At 56.1% G+C, this 17780-nt stretch carries 15 protein-coding genes; 1 reads left to right on the top strand and 14 read right to left on the bottom strand.

What is annotated here, in order from left to right; all coding sequences use genetic code 11:
* Positions 1-421 precede the first annotated feature (421 nt).
* The 8 genes from sucD to sdhC all read right to left on the bottom strand — a co-directional run bounded on the left by sucD (position 422) and on the right by sdhC (position 10094).
* Positions 422-1291: a succinate--CoA ligase subunit alpha gene (sucD, locus tag AC0TN7_RS17500; protein ID WP_008501094.1), complete on the bottom strand. Its 870-nt coding sequence runs from the start codon at positions 1289-1291 to the stop codon at positions 422-424.
* Entirely contained in the window at positions 1291-2457 is a 1167-nt protein-coding gene (gene sucC, locus AC0TN7_RS17495; protein ID WP_006809579.1) for an ADP-forming succinate--CoA ligase subunit beta, read from the bottom strand. Before sucC ends, sucD begins: the two co-directional genes overlap by 1 nt.
* Positions 2458-2574: 117 nt before the next feature.
* The gene (gene odhB / locus AC0TN7_RS17490; RefSeq protein WP_008501093.1) at positions 2575-3795 is read right to left on the bottom strand and encodes a 2-oxoglutarate dehydrogenase complex dihydrolipoyllysine-residue succinyltransferase; all 1221 of its coding nucleotides are present in this window, start codon (positions 3793-3795) and stop codon (positions 2575-2577) included.
* 14 nt (positions 3796-3809) lie between these two features.
* Positions 3810-6617, bottom strand: a complete 2808-nt coding sequence (sucA, locus tag AC0TN7_RS17485; protein ID WP_032649515.1) for a 2-oxoglutarate dehydrogenase E1 component — start codon at positions 6615-6617, stop codon at positions 3810-3812.
* Positions 6618-6850: 233 nt separating this feature from the next.
* The gene (gene sdhB, locus AC0TN7_RS17480; protein WP_008501090.1) at positions 6851-7567 is read right to left on the bottom strand and encodes a succinate dehydrogenase iron-sulfur subunit SdhB; all 717 of its coding nucleotides are present in this window, start codon (positions 7565-7567) and stop codon (positions 6851-6853) included.
* A 15-nt stretch (positions 7568-7582) separates the two neighbouring features.
* The gene (gene sdhA / locus AC0TN7_RS17475) at positions 7583-9349 is read right to left on the bottom strand and encodes a succinate dehydrogenase flavoprotein subunit (RefSeq protein WP_024908800.1); all 1767 of its coding nucleotides are present in this window, start codon (positions 9347-9349) and stop codon (positions 7583-7585) included.
* The gene (gene sdhD / locus AC0TN7_RS17470) at positions 9349-9696 is read right to left on the bottom strand and encodes a succinate dehydrogenase membrane anchor subunit (protein WP_008501088.1); all 348 of its coding nucleotides are present in this window, start codon (positions 9694-9696) and stop codon (positions 9349-9351) included. Before sdhD ends, sdhA begins: the two co-directional genes overlap by 1 nt.
* Positions 9690-10094: a succinate dehydrogenase cytochrome b556 subunit gene (gene sdhC, locus AC0TN7_RS17465; protein WP_020684965.1), complete on the bottom strand. Its 405-nt coding sequence runs from the start codon at positions 10092-10094 to the stop codon at positions 9690-9692. Before sdhC ends, sdhD begins: the two co-directional genes overlap by 7 nt.
* A 639-nt stretch (positions 10095-10733) precedes the next feature.
* Between sdhC and AC0TN7_RS17460 the strand changes: the two genes are divergently transcribed.
* Positions 10734-12017 carry a citrate synthase gene (locus tag AC0TN7_RS17460; protein ID WP_023334930.1) on the top strand — a complete coding sequence of 428 codons (1284 nt, stop codon included), beginning with the start codon at positions 10734-10736 and terminating at the stop codon, positions 12015-12017.
* 96 nt (positions 12018-12113) lie between these two features.
* On the opposite strand, the gene nei is transcribed toward AC0TN7_RS17460, so the two are convergent.
* The 6 genes from nei to phrB are packed head-to-tail and all read right to left on the bottom strand — an operon-like array spanning position 12114 to position 17414.
* Entirely contained in the window at positions 12114-12905 is a 792-nt protein-coding gene (nei, locus tag AC0TN7_RS17455; protein ID WP_463726959.1) for an endonuclease VIII, read from the bottom strand.
* Between the two features lie 18 nt (positions 12906-12923).
* On the bottom strand, positions 12924-13664 hold the full coding sequence (gene pxpA, locus AC0TN7_RS17450) for a 5-oxoprolinase subunit PxpA (protein WP_248163601.1): 741 nt from the start codon (positions 13662-13664) through the stop codon (positions 12924-12926).
* Complete coding sequence (gene pxpC, locus AC0TN7_RS17445) at positions 13651-14583, bottom strand: 5-oxoprolinase subunit PxpC (RefSeq protein ID WP_024908804.1); 933 nt, start codon at positions 14581-14583, stop codon at positions 13651-13653. Before pxpC ends, pxpA begins: the two co-directional genes overlap by 14 nt.
* Positions 14577-15233: a 5-oxoprolinase subunit PxpB gene (gene pxpB / locus AC0TN7_RS17440; RefSeq protein ID WP_417927096.1), complete on the bottom strand. Its 657-nt coding sequence runs from the start codon at positions 15231-15233 to the stop codon at positions 14577-14579. Before pxpB ends, pxpC begins: the two co-directional genes overlap by 7 nt.
* A gap of 14 nt (positions 15234-15247) precedes the next feature.
* Entirely contained in the window at positions 15248-15991 is a 744-nt protein-coding gene (locus AC0TN7_RS17435) for a type 2 GTP cyclohydrolase I (protein ID WP_024908806.1), read from the bottom strand.
* 10 nt (positions 15992-16001) lie between these two features.
* Entirely contained in the window at positions 16002-17414 is a 1413-nt protein-coding gene (gene phrB / locus AC0TN7_RS17430; RefSeq protein WP_463726960.1) for a deoxyribodipyrimidine photo-lyase, read from the bottom strand.
* Positions 17415-17780 lie beyond the last annotated feature (366 nt).

Below are 17780 nucleotides of genomic sequence, written 5' to 3'. Positions count from 1 at the left end.
TTTGGTGTGTTTTTCCAAACATTAAACATTGATTTAAATCAAAAACAGTCTGTTATGTTAATTGTGTTTTGATGCGGTGAACATAGTAAAGACCATGTTAAAGATATGTATATAAAATACAATTAAGGTTATCGAATCGACGGGTGAATATAAACAGAAGTGATTTTTATTAACTTAGTAGTCTGAATGCCGATTTATTCAGGACATAAATTTTAGTGGGTTTTTCGTTTTTTTCCATCTGCTCTCTTTAAGGCAAATAAATAACAATTATTTTACTTTTACATCCTCTCTAATTAACACCTATTTGTGACTATTGCATGACGCCCGGCAGGCAATAAAAAAGGCCGCTTTACAGCGGCCAACCATGTCGAAACGGACATTTTTATACTTCAACGCTCCCCTTTCGGGGAGCAGAGAGGACTTACTTAATGATGGATTTCAGTGCTTCGCCGATATCCGCCAGGCTGCGAACGGTTTTCACGCCTGCGGCTTCCAGCGCTGCGAATTTCTCATCAGCCGTACCCTTACCACCGGCGATGATCGCGCCTGCGTGACCCATACGCTTGCCTTTCGGCGCAGTCACACCCGCGATGTAACCCACAACTGGCTTGGTCACGTGTTCTTTGATGTAAGCAGCCGCTTCTTCTTCCGCGCTACCACCGATCTCACCGATCATCACGATCGCTTCGGTCTGTGGATCTTCCTGGAACAGCTTCAGGATGTCGATGAAGTTAGAGCCCGGGATCGGGTCACCGCCGATGCCCACGCAGGTGGACTGGCCGAAGCCGTAGTCGGTGGTTTGCTTAACGGCTTCATAGGTCAGGGTACCGGAACGGGACACGATGCCCACTTTGCCCGGCTTGTGAATGTGGCCCGGCATGATGCCGATTTTGCATTCGCCCGGGGTGATAACGCCAGGGCAGTTCGGGCCGATCATGCGCACTCCTGCTTCATCCAGCTTTACCTTCACGGTCAGCATATCCAGCGTCGGGATGCCTTCTGTGATGGTGATGATCAGTTTGATGCCTGCGTCGATCGCTTCCAGAATAGAGTCTTTGCAGAACGGCGCCGGAACGTAGATCACGGTCGCGGTTGCGCCCGTCGCTTCTACGGCTTCACGCACGGTATTGAACACCGGCAGGCCCAGGTGGGTGGTGCCGCCTTTACCTGGCGTTACGCCGCCAACCATCTGCGTGCCGTAAGCAATCGCCTGTTCGGAGTGGAAAGTCCCCTGGCTACCGGTGAAGCCCTGGCAGATAACCTTGGTATCTTTATTAATTAAAACTGACATTATTTCCCCTCCACTGCGGCAACAACCTGCTGAGCTGCATCCGTCAGACTTTTCGCTGCAATAATATTCAGGCCGCTGTCAGCCAGTTTTTTCGCGCCGAGTTCAGCGTTGTTACCTTCCAGACGCACAACAACCGGAACGTTAACACCCACTTCTTCTACCGCACCGATGATACCGTCGGCGATCAGGTCGCAACGGACGATACCGCCGAAGATGTTAACCAGAACGGCCTTCACGTTGTCATCAGAGAGAATGATTTTGAACGCTTCGGTTACGCGCTCTTTGGTTGCGCCACCGCCCACGTCGAGGAAGTTTGCTGGCTCACCGCCGTGCAGCTTAACGATGTCCATGGTGCCCATCGCCAGGCCCGCACCGTTAACCATGCAGCCGATGTTGCCGTCCAGCGCCACGTAGTTCAGCTCCCACTGTGCAGCCTGCGCTTCACGCGGATCTTCCTGAGACTGATCGCGCATTTCGCGCAGATCCGGCTGGCGGAACAGCGCGTTGCCGTCAGCGCCCAGCTTGCCGTCGAGGCAGATCAGGTCGCCCTGAGTGGTGATCACCAGCGGGTTAATTTCGATCAGCGCCAGATCGCGCTCCAGGAAGATGGTTGCCAGACCCATGAAGATCTTGGTGAACTGCTGAACCAGTTTACCTTCCAGACCCAGTTTGAACGCCAGCTCGCGACCCTGGTAAGGCATTGGGCCCGCCAGCGGATCGATAGCCACTTTGTGGATCAGGTGCGGGGTCTCTTCCGCCACTTTTTCGATTTCCACGCCGCCTTCGGTAGACGCCATGAACACCACGCGACGGGAGCTACGGTCAACAACCGCGCCCAGGTACAGTTCTTTCGCGATGTCGGTCGCCGCTTCAACCAGGATCTGGTTAACCGGCTGGCCGTTCGCGTCTGTCTGGTAGGTCACCAGACGCTTGCCGAGCCAATGTTCAGCAAACGCACGAATCTCTTCTTTACTCTTAACAACCTTCACACCGCCCGCTTTACCACGGCCACCAGCGTGAACCTGACACTTAACTACCCACGGGCCGGAACCGATTTTAGATGCAGCTTCTTCTGCTTCACGCGGGGTAGTACAGGCATAACCCACCGGAGCCGGTAAGCCATACCGGGCAAACAGCTGTTTGGCCTGATATTCATGTAAGTTCATGTGTTCTATCCATCCTTCAGGGTAATCGTTATCTTCAAACCTGTAGACCGGCGCAGTCTGTGTGCCGGATGGCGCTACGCTTATCCGGCCTACAGGGCAGGTGATGCTAAATAGTCACTAGACGTCCAGCAGCAGACGCGTTGGATCTTCCAGCAGCTCTTTAATCGCTACCAGGAAGCCCACGGACTCGCGGCCGTCGATCAGGCGGTGGTCGTAAGAGAGCGCCAGATACATCATCGGCAGGATCTCAACTTTACCGTCTACCGCCATCGGGCGATCTTTAATGGCATGCATACCCAGGATCGCGCTCTGCGGCGGGTTAATGATCGGGGTAGACATCAGCGAGCCGAATACGCCGCCGTTGGTAATGGTGAAGTTACCGCCGGTCAGATCGTCTACGGTCAGCTTGCCGTCGCGGCCTTTAACAGCCAGCTCTTTAATGTTTTTCTCGATGTCAGCCATTCCCAGGGTATCCACATCACGCAGAACCGGCGTTACCAGGCCACGTGGGGTAGAAACCGCCATGCTGACGTCGAAATAGTTGTGGTAAACCACGTCATCGCCATCGATAGACGCGTTCACTTCCGGGTAGCGTTTCAGCGCTTCAACTACCGCTTTCACGTAGAAGGACATAAAGCCCAGACGGATACCGTGACGTTTTTCAAACGCGTCACCGTACTGCTTACGCAGGTCCATGATTGGCTTCATGTTCACTTCGTTGAAGGTGGTCAGCATCGCGGTGGAGTTTTTCGCTTCCAGCAGACGCTCGGCCACGCGCTTACGCAGGCGAGTCATCGGCACGCGTTTTTCGCTGCGGGCGCCCAGAGCAGGCTGAGCTGCTGGTGCTGCCGCAGGGGCTTTCGCTTCTGCCTGAGCAGGCGCTTTCGCCAGGTGTTTGTCGATGTCTTCGCGGGTCAGACGTCCGCCCACACCGGTGCCTTTGATGGCTGCCGGGTCAAGGCTGTGTTCAGCCAGCAGGCGACGGATCGCCGGGCTGAGGGCGTCGTTAGACTGTTCTTCCAGAGAAGCCTGCTGGCGCTGAGCCGGCGTAGAGGCTTTCTCTTCAGACTTCGCGCTGGACTCTTTGCCCGCGCTGTTGCCTTCACGCAGGCGACCCAGGATCTGACGAGAGGTGACGGTGGTACCTTCATCTTCCAGCACCGCGTCCAGAACGCCATCCGCCGAAGCCGGTACTTCCAGTACCACTTTGTCAGTTTCGATTTCTACCAGCACTTCATCGCGCTTAACGGCATCGCCTGGTTTTTTGTGCCAGGTAGCGACGGTCGCATCTGCTACGGATTCAGGCAGGTCGGGAACAAGAATATCTACGCTACTCATTTTGTATCCTTTAATTAATCGACGTTCAGCGCGTCATTGACCAGATCTTGTTGCTGCTTCTGGTGAACGGACATATACCCTACCGCCGGAGAGGCGGAGGCCGGGCGACCTGCATAACGCAGGGCTGACCCAAATGGAATCACTTCACGGAAATGATGCTGGCTGCAGTACCATGCGCCCTGGTTGAGCGGCTCTTCCTGGCACCAGACAAAATCATGTACGTGAGCATATTGTTTCAGCACTTCCTGCATCGCCTGATGCGGGAACGGATAAAGCTGTTCGATACGCACGATGGCGACATCTTTCTGATCGTTCTTGCGGCGCTGTTCCAGCAGGTCGTAATAAACCTTACCAGAACACATCACCACGCGCTTCACGCCCTGCGGATCCAGCTCGTCAATTTCACCAATGGCCGGCTGGAAGGTACCGTTCGCCAGTTCTTCCAGGCTGGACACCGCCAGCGGATGACGCAGCAGGGATTTTGGCGACATCACCACCAGCGGACGGCGCATACCGCGCAGCGCCTGACGACGCAGCATGTGGTACACCTGAGCCGGAGTAGACGGCACGCAGACCTGCATGTTCTGCTCGGCGCAGAGCTGCAGATAACGTTCCAGACGCGCGGAGGAGTGCTCAGGACCCTGGCCTTCATAGCCGTGCGGCAGCAGCATAACCAGGCCACACATACGGCCCCACTTCTGCTCGCCGGAGGAGATGAACTGGTCGATAACCACCTGCGCGCCGTTGGCGAAGTCACCAAACTGCGCTTCCCAGATGGTCAGGGTGCGTGGTTCAGCGGTGGCGTAGCCGTATTCGAAAGCCAGTACCGCTTCTTCAGACAGCACGGAGTCCCAGACCTTGAACTGGCCCTGACCGTTGTGCACGTGCTGCAGCGGGGTGTAGGTTGAACCGTTGGACTGGTTGTGAACAACCGCGTGACGGTGGAAGAAGGTCCCACGGCCCGCATCTTCACCGGACAGACGAACAGGAATGCCTTCGTCAACCAGCGTTGCGTAAGCCAGCGTTTCCGCGCCGCCCCAGTCGAACAGCTTCTCGCCTGCCGCCATGGACTGACGGTCAGCGTAGATTTTCTGCACGCGAGACTGCATCTCGATAGCGTCCGGTACGGTGCTGATGCGTTTAGCCAGCTCCTGCAGGCGCTTCATCTCAACCTTGTTCGGGTAGCTCTCATCCCACTCGTGGTTGAGGTACGGCGACCAGGTAAAGGAGTGCATGTTCATCGGACGCAGCTCTTTCACCACGCATTCACCCGCATCCAGCGCGTCGCGGTAGAGGTTGACCATTTCGGTCGCATCTTCCAGCGTCGCCACTTTGTCGCTCTCCAGCTTGTCAGCATAGATTTTGCGCGGGGTTGGGTGTTTTTTGATTTTCTGGTACATCAGCGGCTGGGTTGCACTTGGCTCATCCGCTTCATTGTGGCCGTGACGGCGGTAGCAGAAGAGGTCAATGAACACATCGCGTTTAAAGGTATTACGGAAGTCCAGCGCCAGACGGGTAACGAAAGCAACGGCTTCCGGGTCATCCGCGTTAACGTGGAAGATCGGCGCCTGCACCATCTTACCGATGTCGGTGCAGTACGGGGTAGAACGCGCATCCAGCGGGTTAGAGGTGGTGAAGCCCACCTGGTTGTTAATCACGATGCGAACGGTACCGCCCACTTCGTAACCACGCGCTTTCGACATGTTCAGGGTTTCCTGAACCACGCCCTGCCCTGTTACCGCCGCATCACCGTGGATGGTGATTGGCAGCACTTTATTGCTGCTTGGCTCGTCCAGACGATCCAGACGCGCACGTACGGAACCGATAACCACCGGGCTGACGATTTCCAGGTGTGACGGGTTAAACGCCAGCGCCAGGTGAACCAGACCGCCTTCGGTTTCGATATCAGACGAGAAGCCCATGTGGTACTTCACGTCGCCGGTGCCGAGGTGTTCTTTATGTTTGCCCGCGAATTCGTCGAACAGGTCCTGTGGTTTTTTACCCAGCACGTTGACCAGTACGTTCAGACGACCGCGGTGCGCCATACCCAGTACCACTTCACGGGTACCGCTCTTGCCTGCGTGACGAATCAGCTCTTTCAGCATCGGCACCAGCGCGTCGCCGCCTTCCAGCGAGAAGCGTTTTGCGCCCGGGAATTTCGCGCCCAGATAGCGCTCAAGCCCTTCCGCTGCGGTCAGTTCGTTCAGGAAGCGTTTTTTCTCGTCAGCTGAGAAGGTCGCGTGGCCCGCTACGGATTCGATGCGCTGCTGGATCCAGCGTTTCTCTTCGGTAGAGGTAATGTGCATATATTCCGCGCCGATGGAGCCGCAGTAGGTTTGCTTGAGCGCGTCAATCAGATCGCCCAGCTTCATCGTGTCTTTGCCGATGGCAAAGGAACCTACGTTAAAGCTTTCCTGGAAATCGGCCTCGGTCAGATCGTGATACGCCGGATCGAGATCGGCCACACGGTCTTGTTTCCACAGTCCCAGCGGATCGAGATTCGCATGCTGGTGACCGCGGAAGCGATAAGCGTTGATAAGCTGCAGGACTTTAACCTGCTTCGCATTGGTGTCAGGGTCGGAAATCGCAGAAGAGTAACGTGAGGCATCCTTCGCCAGACGACGGAAATAATCACGTGTTTTGGAATGGAATTGATCCGGTTTGACCCCTGTGCCAGGCAACTGCTGGAACATGGAACGCCAGTTTGCGTCCACTGAGTCAGGATCGGTTAAGAAGTCTTCATAGAGCTGTTCTATCCAGCTCTGGTTCGCACCAGAGAGGTAAGAAGAGTCCAGCCAGGCTTTCATTGCGCCGTTCTGCATCGTGATCCCTTAAGCATTTTTATGCTTACTTTCGCCGTAGAAACTACCACGCACACCGCGTGTACGTGCCGGGGTTCACCTGCGAGCTCTTTTCATTTGGCCCGCGAAGGAACCTTTAGAAACTGTCTGGACTTCAGGGTAGTACAGGGCAGTTTTTAAAGGTTTCTGCAATCTGTTCCCTCTCCCTTTGGGAGAGGGTCAGGGTGAGGGGAACAGCGCTCCCCTCTCACTACTTACGCACTGCGCTGCAGCAGCATCGACTTAATATGGCCGATGGCGCGCGTCGGGTTCAGCCCCTTCGGACACACACTGACGCAGTTCATGATGCTATGGCAGCGGAATACGCTGAAAGCGTCACTCAGTCCTTCCAGACGGCTGTCGGTTTCGGTGTCGCGGCTATCGATCAGGAAGCGATAGGCAGCCAGCAGACCGGCCGGGCCGATAAACTTGTCCGGGTTCCACCAGAACGACGGGCAGGACGTTGAACAGCATGCGCAGAGAATACACTCGTACAACCCATCGAGTTTTTCACGCTGCTCTGGAGACTGTAAGTGCTCGCGAGCGGGTGGATTTTGCCCATTATTCAATAAGTAAGGCTTAATCTTCTCATATTGTGCATAGAATTGCCCCATGTCTACCACCAAATCACGCACAACCGGCAGGCCTGGCAGAGGACGGATAACAATTTTCTGACCAGGACGCTGCAGCGCTGAAATTGGCGTGATGCAGGCCAGGCCATTTTTGCCGTTCATGTTCACCCCGTCAGAGCCACACACCCCTTCACGGCAGGAGCGGCGGAACGACAGCGTTGGATCTTTTTCTTTCAGCTGGATTAACGCATCCAGCAGCATCATGTCGCGACCTTCTTCCGCTTCCAGGGTGTAGTCCTGCATGCGCGGAGCGTCATCAACATCCGGGTTATAACGATAAACTGAGAATTCGAGTTTCATTATCCTGTCTCCGCATTAGTAAGTACGAATCTTCGGCGGGAACGCCGGACGCAGTTTCGGTTCCATATTGACGCTACGACGCGTCATGGTTTCCGACTCTGGCAGATACAGGGAATGGCACAGCCAGTTTTCGTCATCACGCTCCGGGAAGTCGAAGCGGCTATGCGCGCCACGGCTTTCGGTACGGAAGTTTGCCGACATTGCCGTCGCGAACGCGGTTTCCATCAGGTTATCCAGCTCCAGGCACTCAACGCGCTGGGTGTTGAACTCGCTGGAGGTGTCGTCCAGACGGGCATTTTTGAGACGCTCGCGGATAGCTTTCAGCTGCTCAAGGCCTTTGGCCATCGCATCGCCTTCACGGAATACCGAGAAGTTGTGCTGCATGCATTCCTGCAACGCTTTACGGATTTCCACCGGATCTTCGCCGTTACGGTTACCGTTCCAGCGGTTGAGGCGCTCAAGAGAGGCATCAATTTCGTCATCGGTCGCGTCACGCAGCGCGCCCTGCTCGGCAATAGATTCCTGCAGATGCAGACCCACTGCGCGACCAAACACTACCAGGTCCAGCAGGGAGTTACCGCCCAGACGGTTTGCGCCGTGTACGGATACGCAGGCAATTTCGCCTACCGCGAACAGGCCAGGAATAACCACGTCTTCGCCCTGCTCGTTCACGGTCAGCGCCTGACCGGTCACTTTGGTCGGAATACCGCCCATCATGTAGTGGCAGGTTGGGATAACCGGAATCGGCTCTTTCACCGGGTCGACGTGTGCAAAGGTGCGGGAGAGTTCCAGGATGCCCGGCAGACGGGATTCCAGCACTTCTTTACCCAGATGGTCGAGTTTCAGCTTCGCGTGTGGACCCCATGGGCCATCACAGCCGCGGCCTTCACGGATTTCGATCATGATGGAACGCGCCACCACGTCACGACCCGCCAGGTCTTTCGCATTCGGGGCATAACGCTCCATGAAGCGCTCGCCGTGTTTGTTCAGCAGGTAACCACCTTCACCGCGGCAACCTTCTGTTACCAGAACGCCCGCACCGGCGATACCGGTTGGGTGGAACTGCCACATCTCCATATCCTGCACCGGCACGCCCGCGCGGATAGCCATACCGACACCGTCACCGGTGTTGATGTGGGCGTTAGTGGTGGACTGATAGATACGGCCTGCGCCGCCGGTCGCCAGCACGGTCGCGCGGGCTTTGAAGTAAACCACTTCACCGGTTTCGATGCACAGCGCGGTACAACCAACAATTGCGCCATCGGCGTTTTTCACCAGATCCAGCGCATACCACTCGGAGAAGATGGTGGTGTGGTTTTTCAGGTTCTGCTGATACAGGGTGTGCAGCAGTGCGTGACCGGTACGGTCAGCCGCCGCCGCGGTACGTGCCGCCTGCTCGCCGCCGAAGTTTTTCGACTGGCCGCCAAACGGACGCTGATAGATAGTGCCATTTTCCAGACGGGAGAACGGCAGACCCATATGGTCCAGCTCCAGAATCGCTTCCGGGCCGGTTTTACACATATATTCGATGGCATCCTGGTCGCCGATGTAGTCGGAACCTTTTACCGTGTCATACATGTGCCATTCCCAGTTGTCTTCATGGGAGTTACCCAGCGCAACGGTGATACCGCCCTGCGCAGACACGGTGTGGGAACGGGTCGGGAATACTTTAGAGAGCAGCGCACAGGTCTGGCCGCTCTGGGAAATTTGCAGTGCGGCACGCATACCTGCGCCACCGGCACCAATCACAACAGCATCAAATTCTCTGACTGGCAGTTTCATTACACACCCCACACCACAACGAATCCATAAATAACGTAAACCACCAGTGCAACCACAATGGCCAGCTGCAGCGGGAGGCGAATCGCCAGCGGTTTAACGTAATCGGTCAACACCTGCCACATACCAATCCAGGCATGAATAAGGATGGAGAACAGAGCCAGCAGGGTGAACACTTTGGTGAAGGCGGATCCGAAGAACCCACTCCAGATTTCCCACGTCAGCGTGCCGCTGGTCGCGAAGAAACCGATCATATAGATGATGTAAAGGGTGAGAACGATGGCGGTAGCACGGACCAGGATGAAGTCATGTACGCCGTTGCGTCCTAATGCGGAGGCGTTGCTTACCATACGAGAACTCCTGCGAGAAGTGAAAGCACGACTGTAATCACAAATGAAATGTTAGCGGAGCGTTTCCCGGCTTCGAAAGTCTCTTCCAGATAGCCAAAGTCCATCAGCATATGGCGAACACCCACGACGACGTGGTACGCCAGCGCGGTCAGAATGCCCCACATGATGAATTTCACGAAGAAGCTGTTCATGATGGCAGAGGCCTGGAGGAATCCTTCAGGGGAAGAGAGGCTGGTGCCCAGTAACCACAGCAAAATACCGACCGCCACAAACGTAATCACACCAGAAACACGGTGCAGAATGGACGCTATTGCTGTTACAGGGAACCGGATCGTTTTGAGATCCAGATTGACAGGTCTTTGTTTTTTCACATTTCTTATCATGAATAACGCCCACATGCTGTTCTTATTGTTTCCTTCCTCCGGACTGCGATGCGGGTCAAGCAGCGTTCCTTTTCTATAACTGCGCGTCATGCAAAACATTGCTTCCAGATGCTAAAACGACACGTTACAACGCTGGGTGGCTCGGGATTGCAGGGTGTTCCGGAGACCTGGCGGCAGTATAGGCCGTTCACAAAATCATTACAATTAACCTACATACAGTTTGTCGGGTTTTCTCTGGAACAGTGATCAGGGTCACGATAACAACATCTTTTTAATTTTTAATCATCTGATTTGACAAATGTTAAACAATATTGTTACAAACGTCATCAGAAAAGGCATATAATGCGCAAAAGTTATGAGGTCTCACTTTCACCTGACAAATAGTTATGTAACAGTGTGATGGTATTGACCGAAGTTATCAGGACAGTTATTAGTGATATACAGGTTTGAATAATTCGGACTGCAAAAACGCTGATTTGCTGTTGTTTCACTGATATTTCATTCGTTTACCTGCAAGGCGCCATAGCTCTGTACCCTGGTTTGTCCTCGTGAGCTGAGCGGTAAGCCAAATAACAATCTGGTAACGGTGATTTACAGCTGAAAGCAAATCCGGTGAAGCGCAGTCTTAAGCATAAGGCGCTAAGGAGACCGTAAATGGCTGATACAAAGGCAACGCTCACCCTAAATGGTGACACTGCTATTGAACTGGATGTGCTAAAAGGCACGCTCGGTCAGGATGTTATTGATATCCGTACGCTGGGTTCTAAAGGTGTGTTCACCTTTGACCCTGGATTTACCTCTACCGCATCTTGCGAATCCAAAATCACCTACATTGACGGTGACGAAGGTATCCTGCTCCATCGCGGCTTCCCCATCGATCAGTTAGCCACCGAATCCAACTATCTGGAAGTGTGCTACATCCTGCTGAACGGCGAAAAACCGACGCAGGCACAGTACGATGAATTCAAAACCACCGTGACCCGTCACACCATGATCCATGAGCAGATTACCCGTCTGTTCCATGCGTTCCGTCGTGACTCTCACCCTATGGCGGTGATGTGCGGGATTACCGGTGCGCTGGCGGCGTTCTACCACGACTCCCTTGACGTGAATAACCCGCGTCACCGTGATATCGCGGCGTTCCGCCTGCTGTCCAAAATGCCTACCATGGCGGCGATGTGCTACAAATACTCCATCGGCCAGCCGTTTGTGTATCCGCGCAACGACCTCTCCTACGCGGGTAACTTCCTGCGCATGATGTTCTCCACGCCGTGCGAAGAGTACGAAGTGAACCCGGTACTGGAACGTGCGATGGACCGTATTCTGATCCTGCACGCTGACCACGAACAGAACGCCTCTACCTCTACCGTCCGTACCGCGGGCTCTTCAGGCGCGAACCCGTTCGCCTGTATCGCTGCGGGTATCGCCTCCCTGTGGGGACCGGCGCACGGCGGCGCGAACGAAGCGGCACTGAAGATGCTGGAAGAGATCAGCACCGTTGAGCACATTCCTGAGTTCGTGCGTCGTGCGAAAGACAAGAATGACTCCTTCCGCCTGATGGGCTTCGGTCACCGTGTTTACAAAAACTACGACCCGCGCGCCACCGTCATGCGTGAGACCTGCCACGAAGTGCTGAAAGAGTTGGGTACCAAAGATGACCTGCTGGAAGTGGCGATGGAGCTGGAACACATCGCGCTGAACGACCCGTACTTCATCGAGAAGAAACTCTACCCGAACGTCGATTTCTACTCTGGCATTATTCTGAAAGCGATGGGCATTCCGTCTTCCATGTTCACCGTCATCTTCGCCATGGCCCGTACCGTAGGCTGGATTGCGCACTGGAACGAAATGCACAGCGAAGGCATGAAAATCGCCCGTCCTCGTCAGCTGTATACCGGCTACGAGCAGCGTGATTTTAAGTCTGATATTAAGCGCTAACAGACGTTGGGTGCGGCCTGATGCCTTCACCCCGGCCCTCTCCCACAGGGAGAGGGAGAAAACATTAAAACGGCAACTTTCGTTGCCGTTTTGCTTTTATTTCTGGCAGTGCGGGCACCAGTAAAAGGGTCTCGAAGAGAGCATAATCTTGTCGATAATCCCGCCGCATCGCTCGCACATTTTCCCCTCCCGATGAAACGCCTTGAACCGGAACAGCGCCCCGTGATGCTTGTTCTCATCCACCACGCCGCGCGTGTTATACGACAGCCGCGGAATATCCAGCAGCGCGTGGGATAACGCCTCCAGCTGTTCATCATTCAGCTGAGACGCTTTGTGCTGCGGCGCCAGCCCGACTTCCCAGAGGATCTCCACCCGCAGGTAGTTGCCGAGCCCGGCCAGAAACGCCTGGTCAAGGAACAGGCCGGAAAACTGCCGGTTACGGAATTTAGGTGATAACAGCCGGGCCTTCACATCGCTCGCCGTCAGGCGCATGTCCAGCACGTCCGGCCCGACCCGCTGCAGAAACGGGTGCGTCAGCAGCTGCTCCGGCGTTAACATTTCGATATCCGACGCGCTGTAAAGCAGGATCGCTTTATCCGCCGTTTGCAGCCTGACGCGCAGCACGCGGGTGGTTTGCGGCTGCTCCTCCGCCTCCACCACGCGCCAGACGCCGTAAAGCTGGTTATGGCTATATAACGTCAGGTTATGGGAAAAATGCGTGAGCAACGCTTTGCCGCGCGTTTCAATATGGGTCACCGTCTGCCCCACCAGCTGTGATTCAAACGGCTTTAGCTGAGGAAAAGCAAACCAGACATGCGTCAATGGTTTGCCCTTTATCGCCGCCTCCAGGCTATCCGCCGCGCGGCGGATCTCCGGACCTTCTGGCATGTTATTGTCCTTTCATGATTATTCTGCGCTGACCAGAATGCCCTCTTCAGAGAACGCCGCCCGCAAGCGGCGCGCGAACTGGAGCGCATGCTCGCCGTCGCCGTGTAAACATACCGTATCAGCCTGAACGTTTGCCTGTGTGCCATCCACGGCGGTCACCCGCCCGGCGCGCACCATCTCCAGCGTCTGCGCCAGCGCTTTAGCTTCGTCGGTAATCAGCGCCCCGGCCTGTGTACGTGGAACCAGGCTGCCGTCCGGCAGGTATCCCCGGTCGGCAAACACTTCCTGACGGGTGGTCAGGCCCAGCCGCTGTCCGGCACGAATAAGCTCGCTACCCGCAAGGCCTACCAGAATCAGCTGCGGATTACAGTCCCGCACCGCGCGGGCAATCGCCTCCGCCAGCGCCGGATCTTTTGCCGCCTGGTTGTAGAGCATACCGTGCGGCTTCACGTGGCGCAGCACGCCGTTCTCAGCGCGCACCATCGCCTCCAGCGCGCCGATCTGGTAGAGCACCTGAGCGTAGACCGTCTCCGGCGGCAGATCCATCGCCGTGCGGCCAAAGTTTTCCCGGTCAGGGAAGCTCGGATGAGCGCCAATCGCGACGCCGTTTTTGATGGCATTACGCACGCTCTCCAGCATGGTTTGCGCATCGCCCGCGTGAAAGCCACAGGCGATGTTGACTGAGGTGACAAGCGTCATCAGCGCCGCATCGGCGCTGCTGCCCTCGCCCAGATCGGCATTCAAATCAATCTTTACCATCAAGCCTCCACGCCAGCTGTTCGAGATAACGCTGCTGATCCTGCCGCGCCTTCAGCGCCTCTTCCAGTGAACACTGCACGAAGTGAATCGGCTGCCCGAGGGGAATTTGCGCCAGATGGTAGCGATCGGCTTCTATGATGCAGGCAATTCGCGGGTAACCGCCGGTCGTCTGCGCGTCGTTCATTAACACGATCGGTTGCCCGTTGCCTGGAACCTGAATAACCCCAGGCAGTAAACCGTGGGAGAGCAGTTCCCGGTCAGTCGTGCGGGTCAGCGGTTGCCCCTGAAGACGGTAGCCCATGCGGTTACTCTGCGGACTGAGCTTCCACGGCGAGCGCCAGAAGGACTCTTTGGAAGCCTCGTCAAACTCATGATATTCCGGCCCCGGTAAGGCGCGGATCTGGTTTCCCCACAGCAGCTGTTTTACGCCCTGCGCGGTCGAGAAATGGCGTGCCGAGGGCTTGATTGCCAGCCGGTCGCCGTCGCGCAGCAAACGTCCTTCATGACCGCCGATCCCGGCTTTCTGATCGGTACTGGATGAGCCCAGCACCTCAGGCACGTCGATGCCGCCCGCCACCGCGAGATAGCTACGCACACCGTGCAAAGGACGCTTTAAGGTCAGACGCTGTCCGGCTTTCGCCCGCAGCCGCCAGCCGGTCCAGACCGCTTTGCCATCCAGCGTCGCATCACACCCCGCGCCGGTTAAGGCAAACCAGGTCTCCTGACTAAACTCAATGACGCACTGGCCGAGCGTAATTTCGAGCGCGGCCGTATTGCCGGGGTTGCCCACCAGCACGTTAGCAATCTCCAGCGCAGGCCTGTCCAGCGCGCCACAATAGCTCACGCCAGACTGGCGCATACCAAAGCGGCCCGCATCCTGTACGGAGGTATAAAGCCCGGCGCGAATAAGCGTTAACATACCCCCTCCTTCTGCGGGATAAAGCGAAGGGTATCGCCGGGACGCAGGAGTATTGGCGTCTCCAGCCCCGGGTCAAATAACGGTGTGGTGGTATGCCCAATAAGCTGCCAGCCGCCGGGCGATGTCAGCGGATAAACGCCGGTCTGCTCGCCGCCGATAGCCACCGTCCCCGCCGGTACGCTCAGGCGCGGTTCGGCACGACGTGGCGTATGCAGCTGAGGGGATAATCCGCCCAGATACGGGAATCCGGGCTGAAACCCCAGGAACCAGACCACGTAGTCAACCGAGCTGTGCAGCTCAACAACCTGCTTTGCTGTTAAACCACAGTGGTCCGCCACCACGCCAAGATCCGGTCCCCCCGTACCGCCATACACGACCGGGATCTCGATGGCACGCGATTCCGGCTCCAGCGCCTCACTCTCTTCCCACCAGCGCTGCAAACGTTCGATGGCATCTAGCGCCAGCGTATGCGGGTTACGCAGCACCACGGTGATGTTATTCATCCCCGGAATGGCTTCAACCACTTCCGGCAGATCGACCAGACGCTGGGTTAGCCGCCAGATACGCTTTTGCGTGGCAAGGGTCACCGGCGGCTCGAGCTCCAGAACCACTGCCGTTTCTCCCAGAAGATAACAACGCGCTCGCTGCACTCAGGCACCTCTCATCAGGCCGGGTTAGGGATATCAATAAAGGTCACATCCAGATCGGTGTTTTCCGTCAGCCACTCGCTGAGGGCGCGAATGCCGCCGCGCTCGGTGGCATGATGGCCTGCCGCGTAAAAATGCAGCCCCTGCTCACGCGCCGAATGAATAGTCTGCTCGGACACCTCGCCGGTGATAAAAGCATCGACACCAAAACGCGCGGCGCTGTCGATAAAGCCCTGCCCGCCACCGGTACACCAGGCCACACGCTTCACCGTATCCGGGCCGGTATCACCGCTCCATAGCGGACGACGCCCCAGGCGCGCTTCAATCCACGAGGCCAGCTCCAGCCCCGGAACCGGCATCGCCAGTTCGCCCCACGGCACCAGCGGCTCAATCTCGCCCATCACGGTAATGCCCAGTAGCTGCGCCAGCTGGACGTTGTTACCGAGCTCCGGGTGCGCATCCAGCGGCAGGTGGTAACCGTACAGGTTAATGTCATTTGCCAGCAGCGTTTTCAGGCGGTTGCGCTTCATGCCGCGAATAATCGGCGATTCGTTTTTCCAGAAGTAACCGTGATGGACAATCACCGCATCAGCGTTCTGACGGACCGCCTCGTCCAGCAGCGCCTGGCTTGCCGTGACGCCGGTGATAATTTTTTGCACCGTTTCGCGTCCTTCGACCTGGAGCCCGTTCGGGCCGTAATCGCTGAAGGAGGCGCTGTTCAGTTTTTCGTTAATCAGGCGTTCCAGTTCGCTGTTTTTCATCATCACTCTCTTATGCTTTGCGGGCCGCTTCGTACGCAGCCAGCGTGGCGACACGCGCCTGTTTATGATCGACAATCGGACGGGGATAATTCAGTTTTACACGCTGTTTATCCGCCCATGCCCACGGTTCGTGGATCGCTTTAGCCGGTATCTCTTTAAGTTCAGGGATCCAGCGGCGGATAAACTCGCCGTCCTCATCAAATTTTTGTCCCTGAGTGGTTGGATTAAAAATCCGGAAATAGGGAGCCGCATCGGTGCCCGTTGAGGCTGCCCACTGCCAGCCGCCGTTATTCGCGGCAAGATCGCCATCGATCAGCTGAGAGATAAAATAGCGCTCTCCGATACGCCAGTCGATAAGCATATCCTTCACCAGAAAGCTGGCGGTAATCATTCTTAGGCGGTTGTGCATCCACCCGGTTTCATTCAGTTGGCGCATCGCGGCATCGACTATCGGGTAGCCCGTCTGCCCTGTTTGCCAGGCCTGTAAAAGTGCCTCATCGTGCTGCCATTTTACGTTGTCGGTCCAGGGAATGAACGGACGATGCTTACAGAGATCGGGATGATACGTCATCAGATGGCGGTAGAACTCACGCCAGATAAGTTCGTTAAGCCAGACAGAACCGGCTCCCCCTTCCAGCGCCTGCGGCTGCTCCGCCAGCAGACGGTGTAAACACTGACGAGGAGAGATCGCGCCCAGTGCCAGACAGGCCGACAGGCGGCTGGTGCCCTCGATGGCGGGAAAATCCCGACGCGCGTCGTAGTTGGCCGCATCCTGTTTGCAGAACTGGCGCAGTTGGGCGATGGCCGCTTTCTCATCGGCGGGGAACAGCGCTTTATCAAACGGCTGCTGAGGATAATCGAACGTCAGTTCAGGCAGGTCCTTCAGGGGTTCGCCCCTCGCGGCAGGCGCAGCAACGCACTCCGGCAACGCCTCTTTCAGACGTTTGATAAAGGCATTTTTAAACGGTGTGAAAACTTTATACATCTCACGGTTGCCGGTCATCACGCTGCCCGGTGCCAGCATCACGCTGTCATCAAACCCTTCACAGACCACATCTTCCAGTATCTTCTCCAGCTGACGGTCGCGCTGCTGCTCGTTGAATTCGTACTGATAGTTGTAAAAAAGATGCGTGACGTTGTGCTGCTTACAGGTCTCCTGCACCGTCTGCAGCTGTGCGGCAAAATCACTTACCTCTTTATAAATCAGCGGTATGCCTTTTCCGGCAAGCGAATGCTGCAGATCGGTCAGATACGCCCGCAGCAAGGCCGCCTGGCGTGGCGCCATATCATGCTGCCGCCACTGCTCGGGCGTAGCCACAAACAGAGCCAGTACGTTAGCGTCTTTGGCGCGGCAGGCCGCCGCGAGGGCGATGTTGTCATGTACGCGAAGATCCGCGCGAAACCAAACCAGATGGGTGGGCATAAAACTCCAGGCAAATATCCATTATGTCCGTAAGGGCATGCCGTAAAAGGAAAAAGCATGCATTGAACTACTTTGCCATGAAGTGTAGACGGGATGAAATAAAAAAGGCCGCCCAAGGCGGCCTTAACGCTACTTGTCCTGCGCTATCGTTCTAAATGCAACAAACCCGATCGGTTCATCACTTTTGACAACGAGTACGCTGGCGACAATGAACGCGATGCAAAAATAGCGTTTCATTATGCGGTCCCTGCTGCTAACCGCTCCACCGTTCACCACCGGTGATAAGTCGGTGGACACAAGCTCTGACGAGAGCCTGACTTACGGTTGTGGTCACGCCTTTCCCGGGACCGGTGCCCATGTGCGAGA

The organism is Enterobacter sp. PL_is511, from assembly GCF_055816065.1.
This window is presented reverse-complemented; position numbering and strand designations above follow the sequence as displayed.

Bases quoted from the DNA above. Each gene is read 5' to 3' on its own strand.
- sucD (WP_008501094.1), bottom strand. From the start codon at position 1,291: ATGTCAGTTTTAATTAATAAAGATACCAAGGTTATCTGCCAGGGCTTC.
- sucC (WP_006809579.1), bottom strand. From the start codon at position 2,457: ATGAACTTACATGAATATCAGGCCAAACAGCTGTTTGCCCGGTATGGC.
- odhB (WP_008501093.1), bottom strand. From the start codon at position 3,795: ATGAGTAGCGTAGATATTCTTGTTCCCGACCTGCCTGAATCCGTAGCA.
- sucA (WP_032649515.1), bottom strand. From the start codon at position 6,617: ATGCAGAACGGCGCAATGAAAGCCTGGCTGGACTCTTCTTACCTCTCT.
- sdhB (WP_008501090.1), bottom strand. From the start codon at position 7,567: ATGAAACTCGAATTCTCAGTTTATCGTTATAACCCGGATGTTGATGAC.
- sdhA (WP_024908800.1), bottom strand. From the start codon at position 9,349: ATGAAACTGCCAGTCAGAGAATTTGATGCTGTTGTGATTGGTGCCGGT.
- sdhD (WP_008501088.1), bottom strand. From the start codon at position 9,696: ATGGTAAGCAACGCCTCCGCATTAGGACGCAACGGCGTACATGACTTC.
- sdhC (WP_020684965.1), bottom strand. From the start codon at position 10,094: ATGTGGGCGTTATTCATGATAAGAAATGTGAAAAAACAAAGACCTGTC.
- AC0TN7_RS17460 (WP_023334930.1), top strand. From the start codon at position 10,734: ATGGCTGATACAAAGGCAACGCTCACCCTAAATGGTGACACTGCTATT.
- nei (WP_463726959.1), bottom strand. From the start codon at position 12,905: ATGCCAGAAGGTCCGGAGATCCGCCGCGCGGCGGATAGCCTGGAGGCG.
- pxpA (WP_248163601.1), bottom strand. From the start codon at position 13,664: ATGGTAAAGATTGATTTGAATGCCGATCTGGGCGAGGGCAGCAGCGCC.
- pxpC (WP_024908804.1), bottom strand. From the start codon at position 14,583: ATGTTAACGCTTATTCGCGCCGGGCTTTATACCTCCGTACAGGATGCG.
- AC0TN7_RS17435 (WP_024908806.1), bottom strand. From the start codon at position 15,991: ATGAAAAACAGCGAACTGGAACGCCTGATTAACGAAAAACTGAACAGC.
- phrB (WP_463726960.1), bottom strand. From the start codon at position 17,414: ATGCCCACCCATCTGGTTTGGTTTCGCGCGGATCTTCGCGTACATGAC.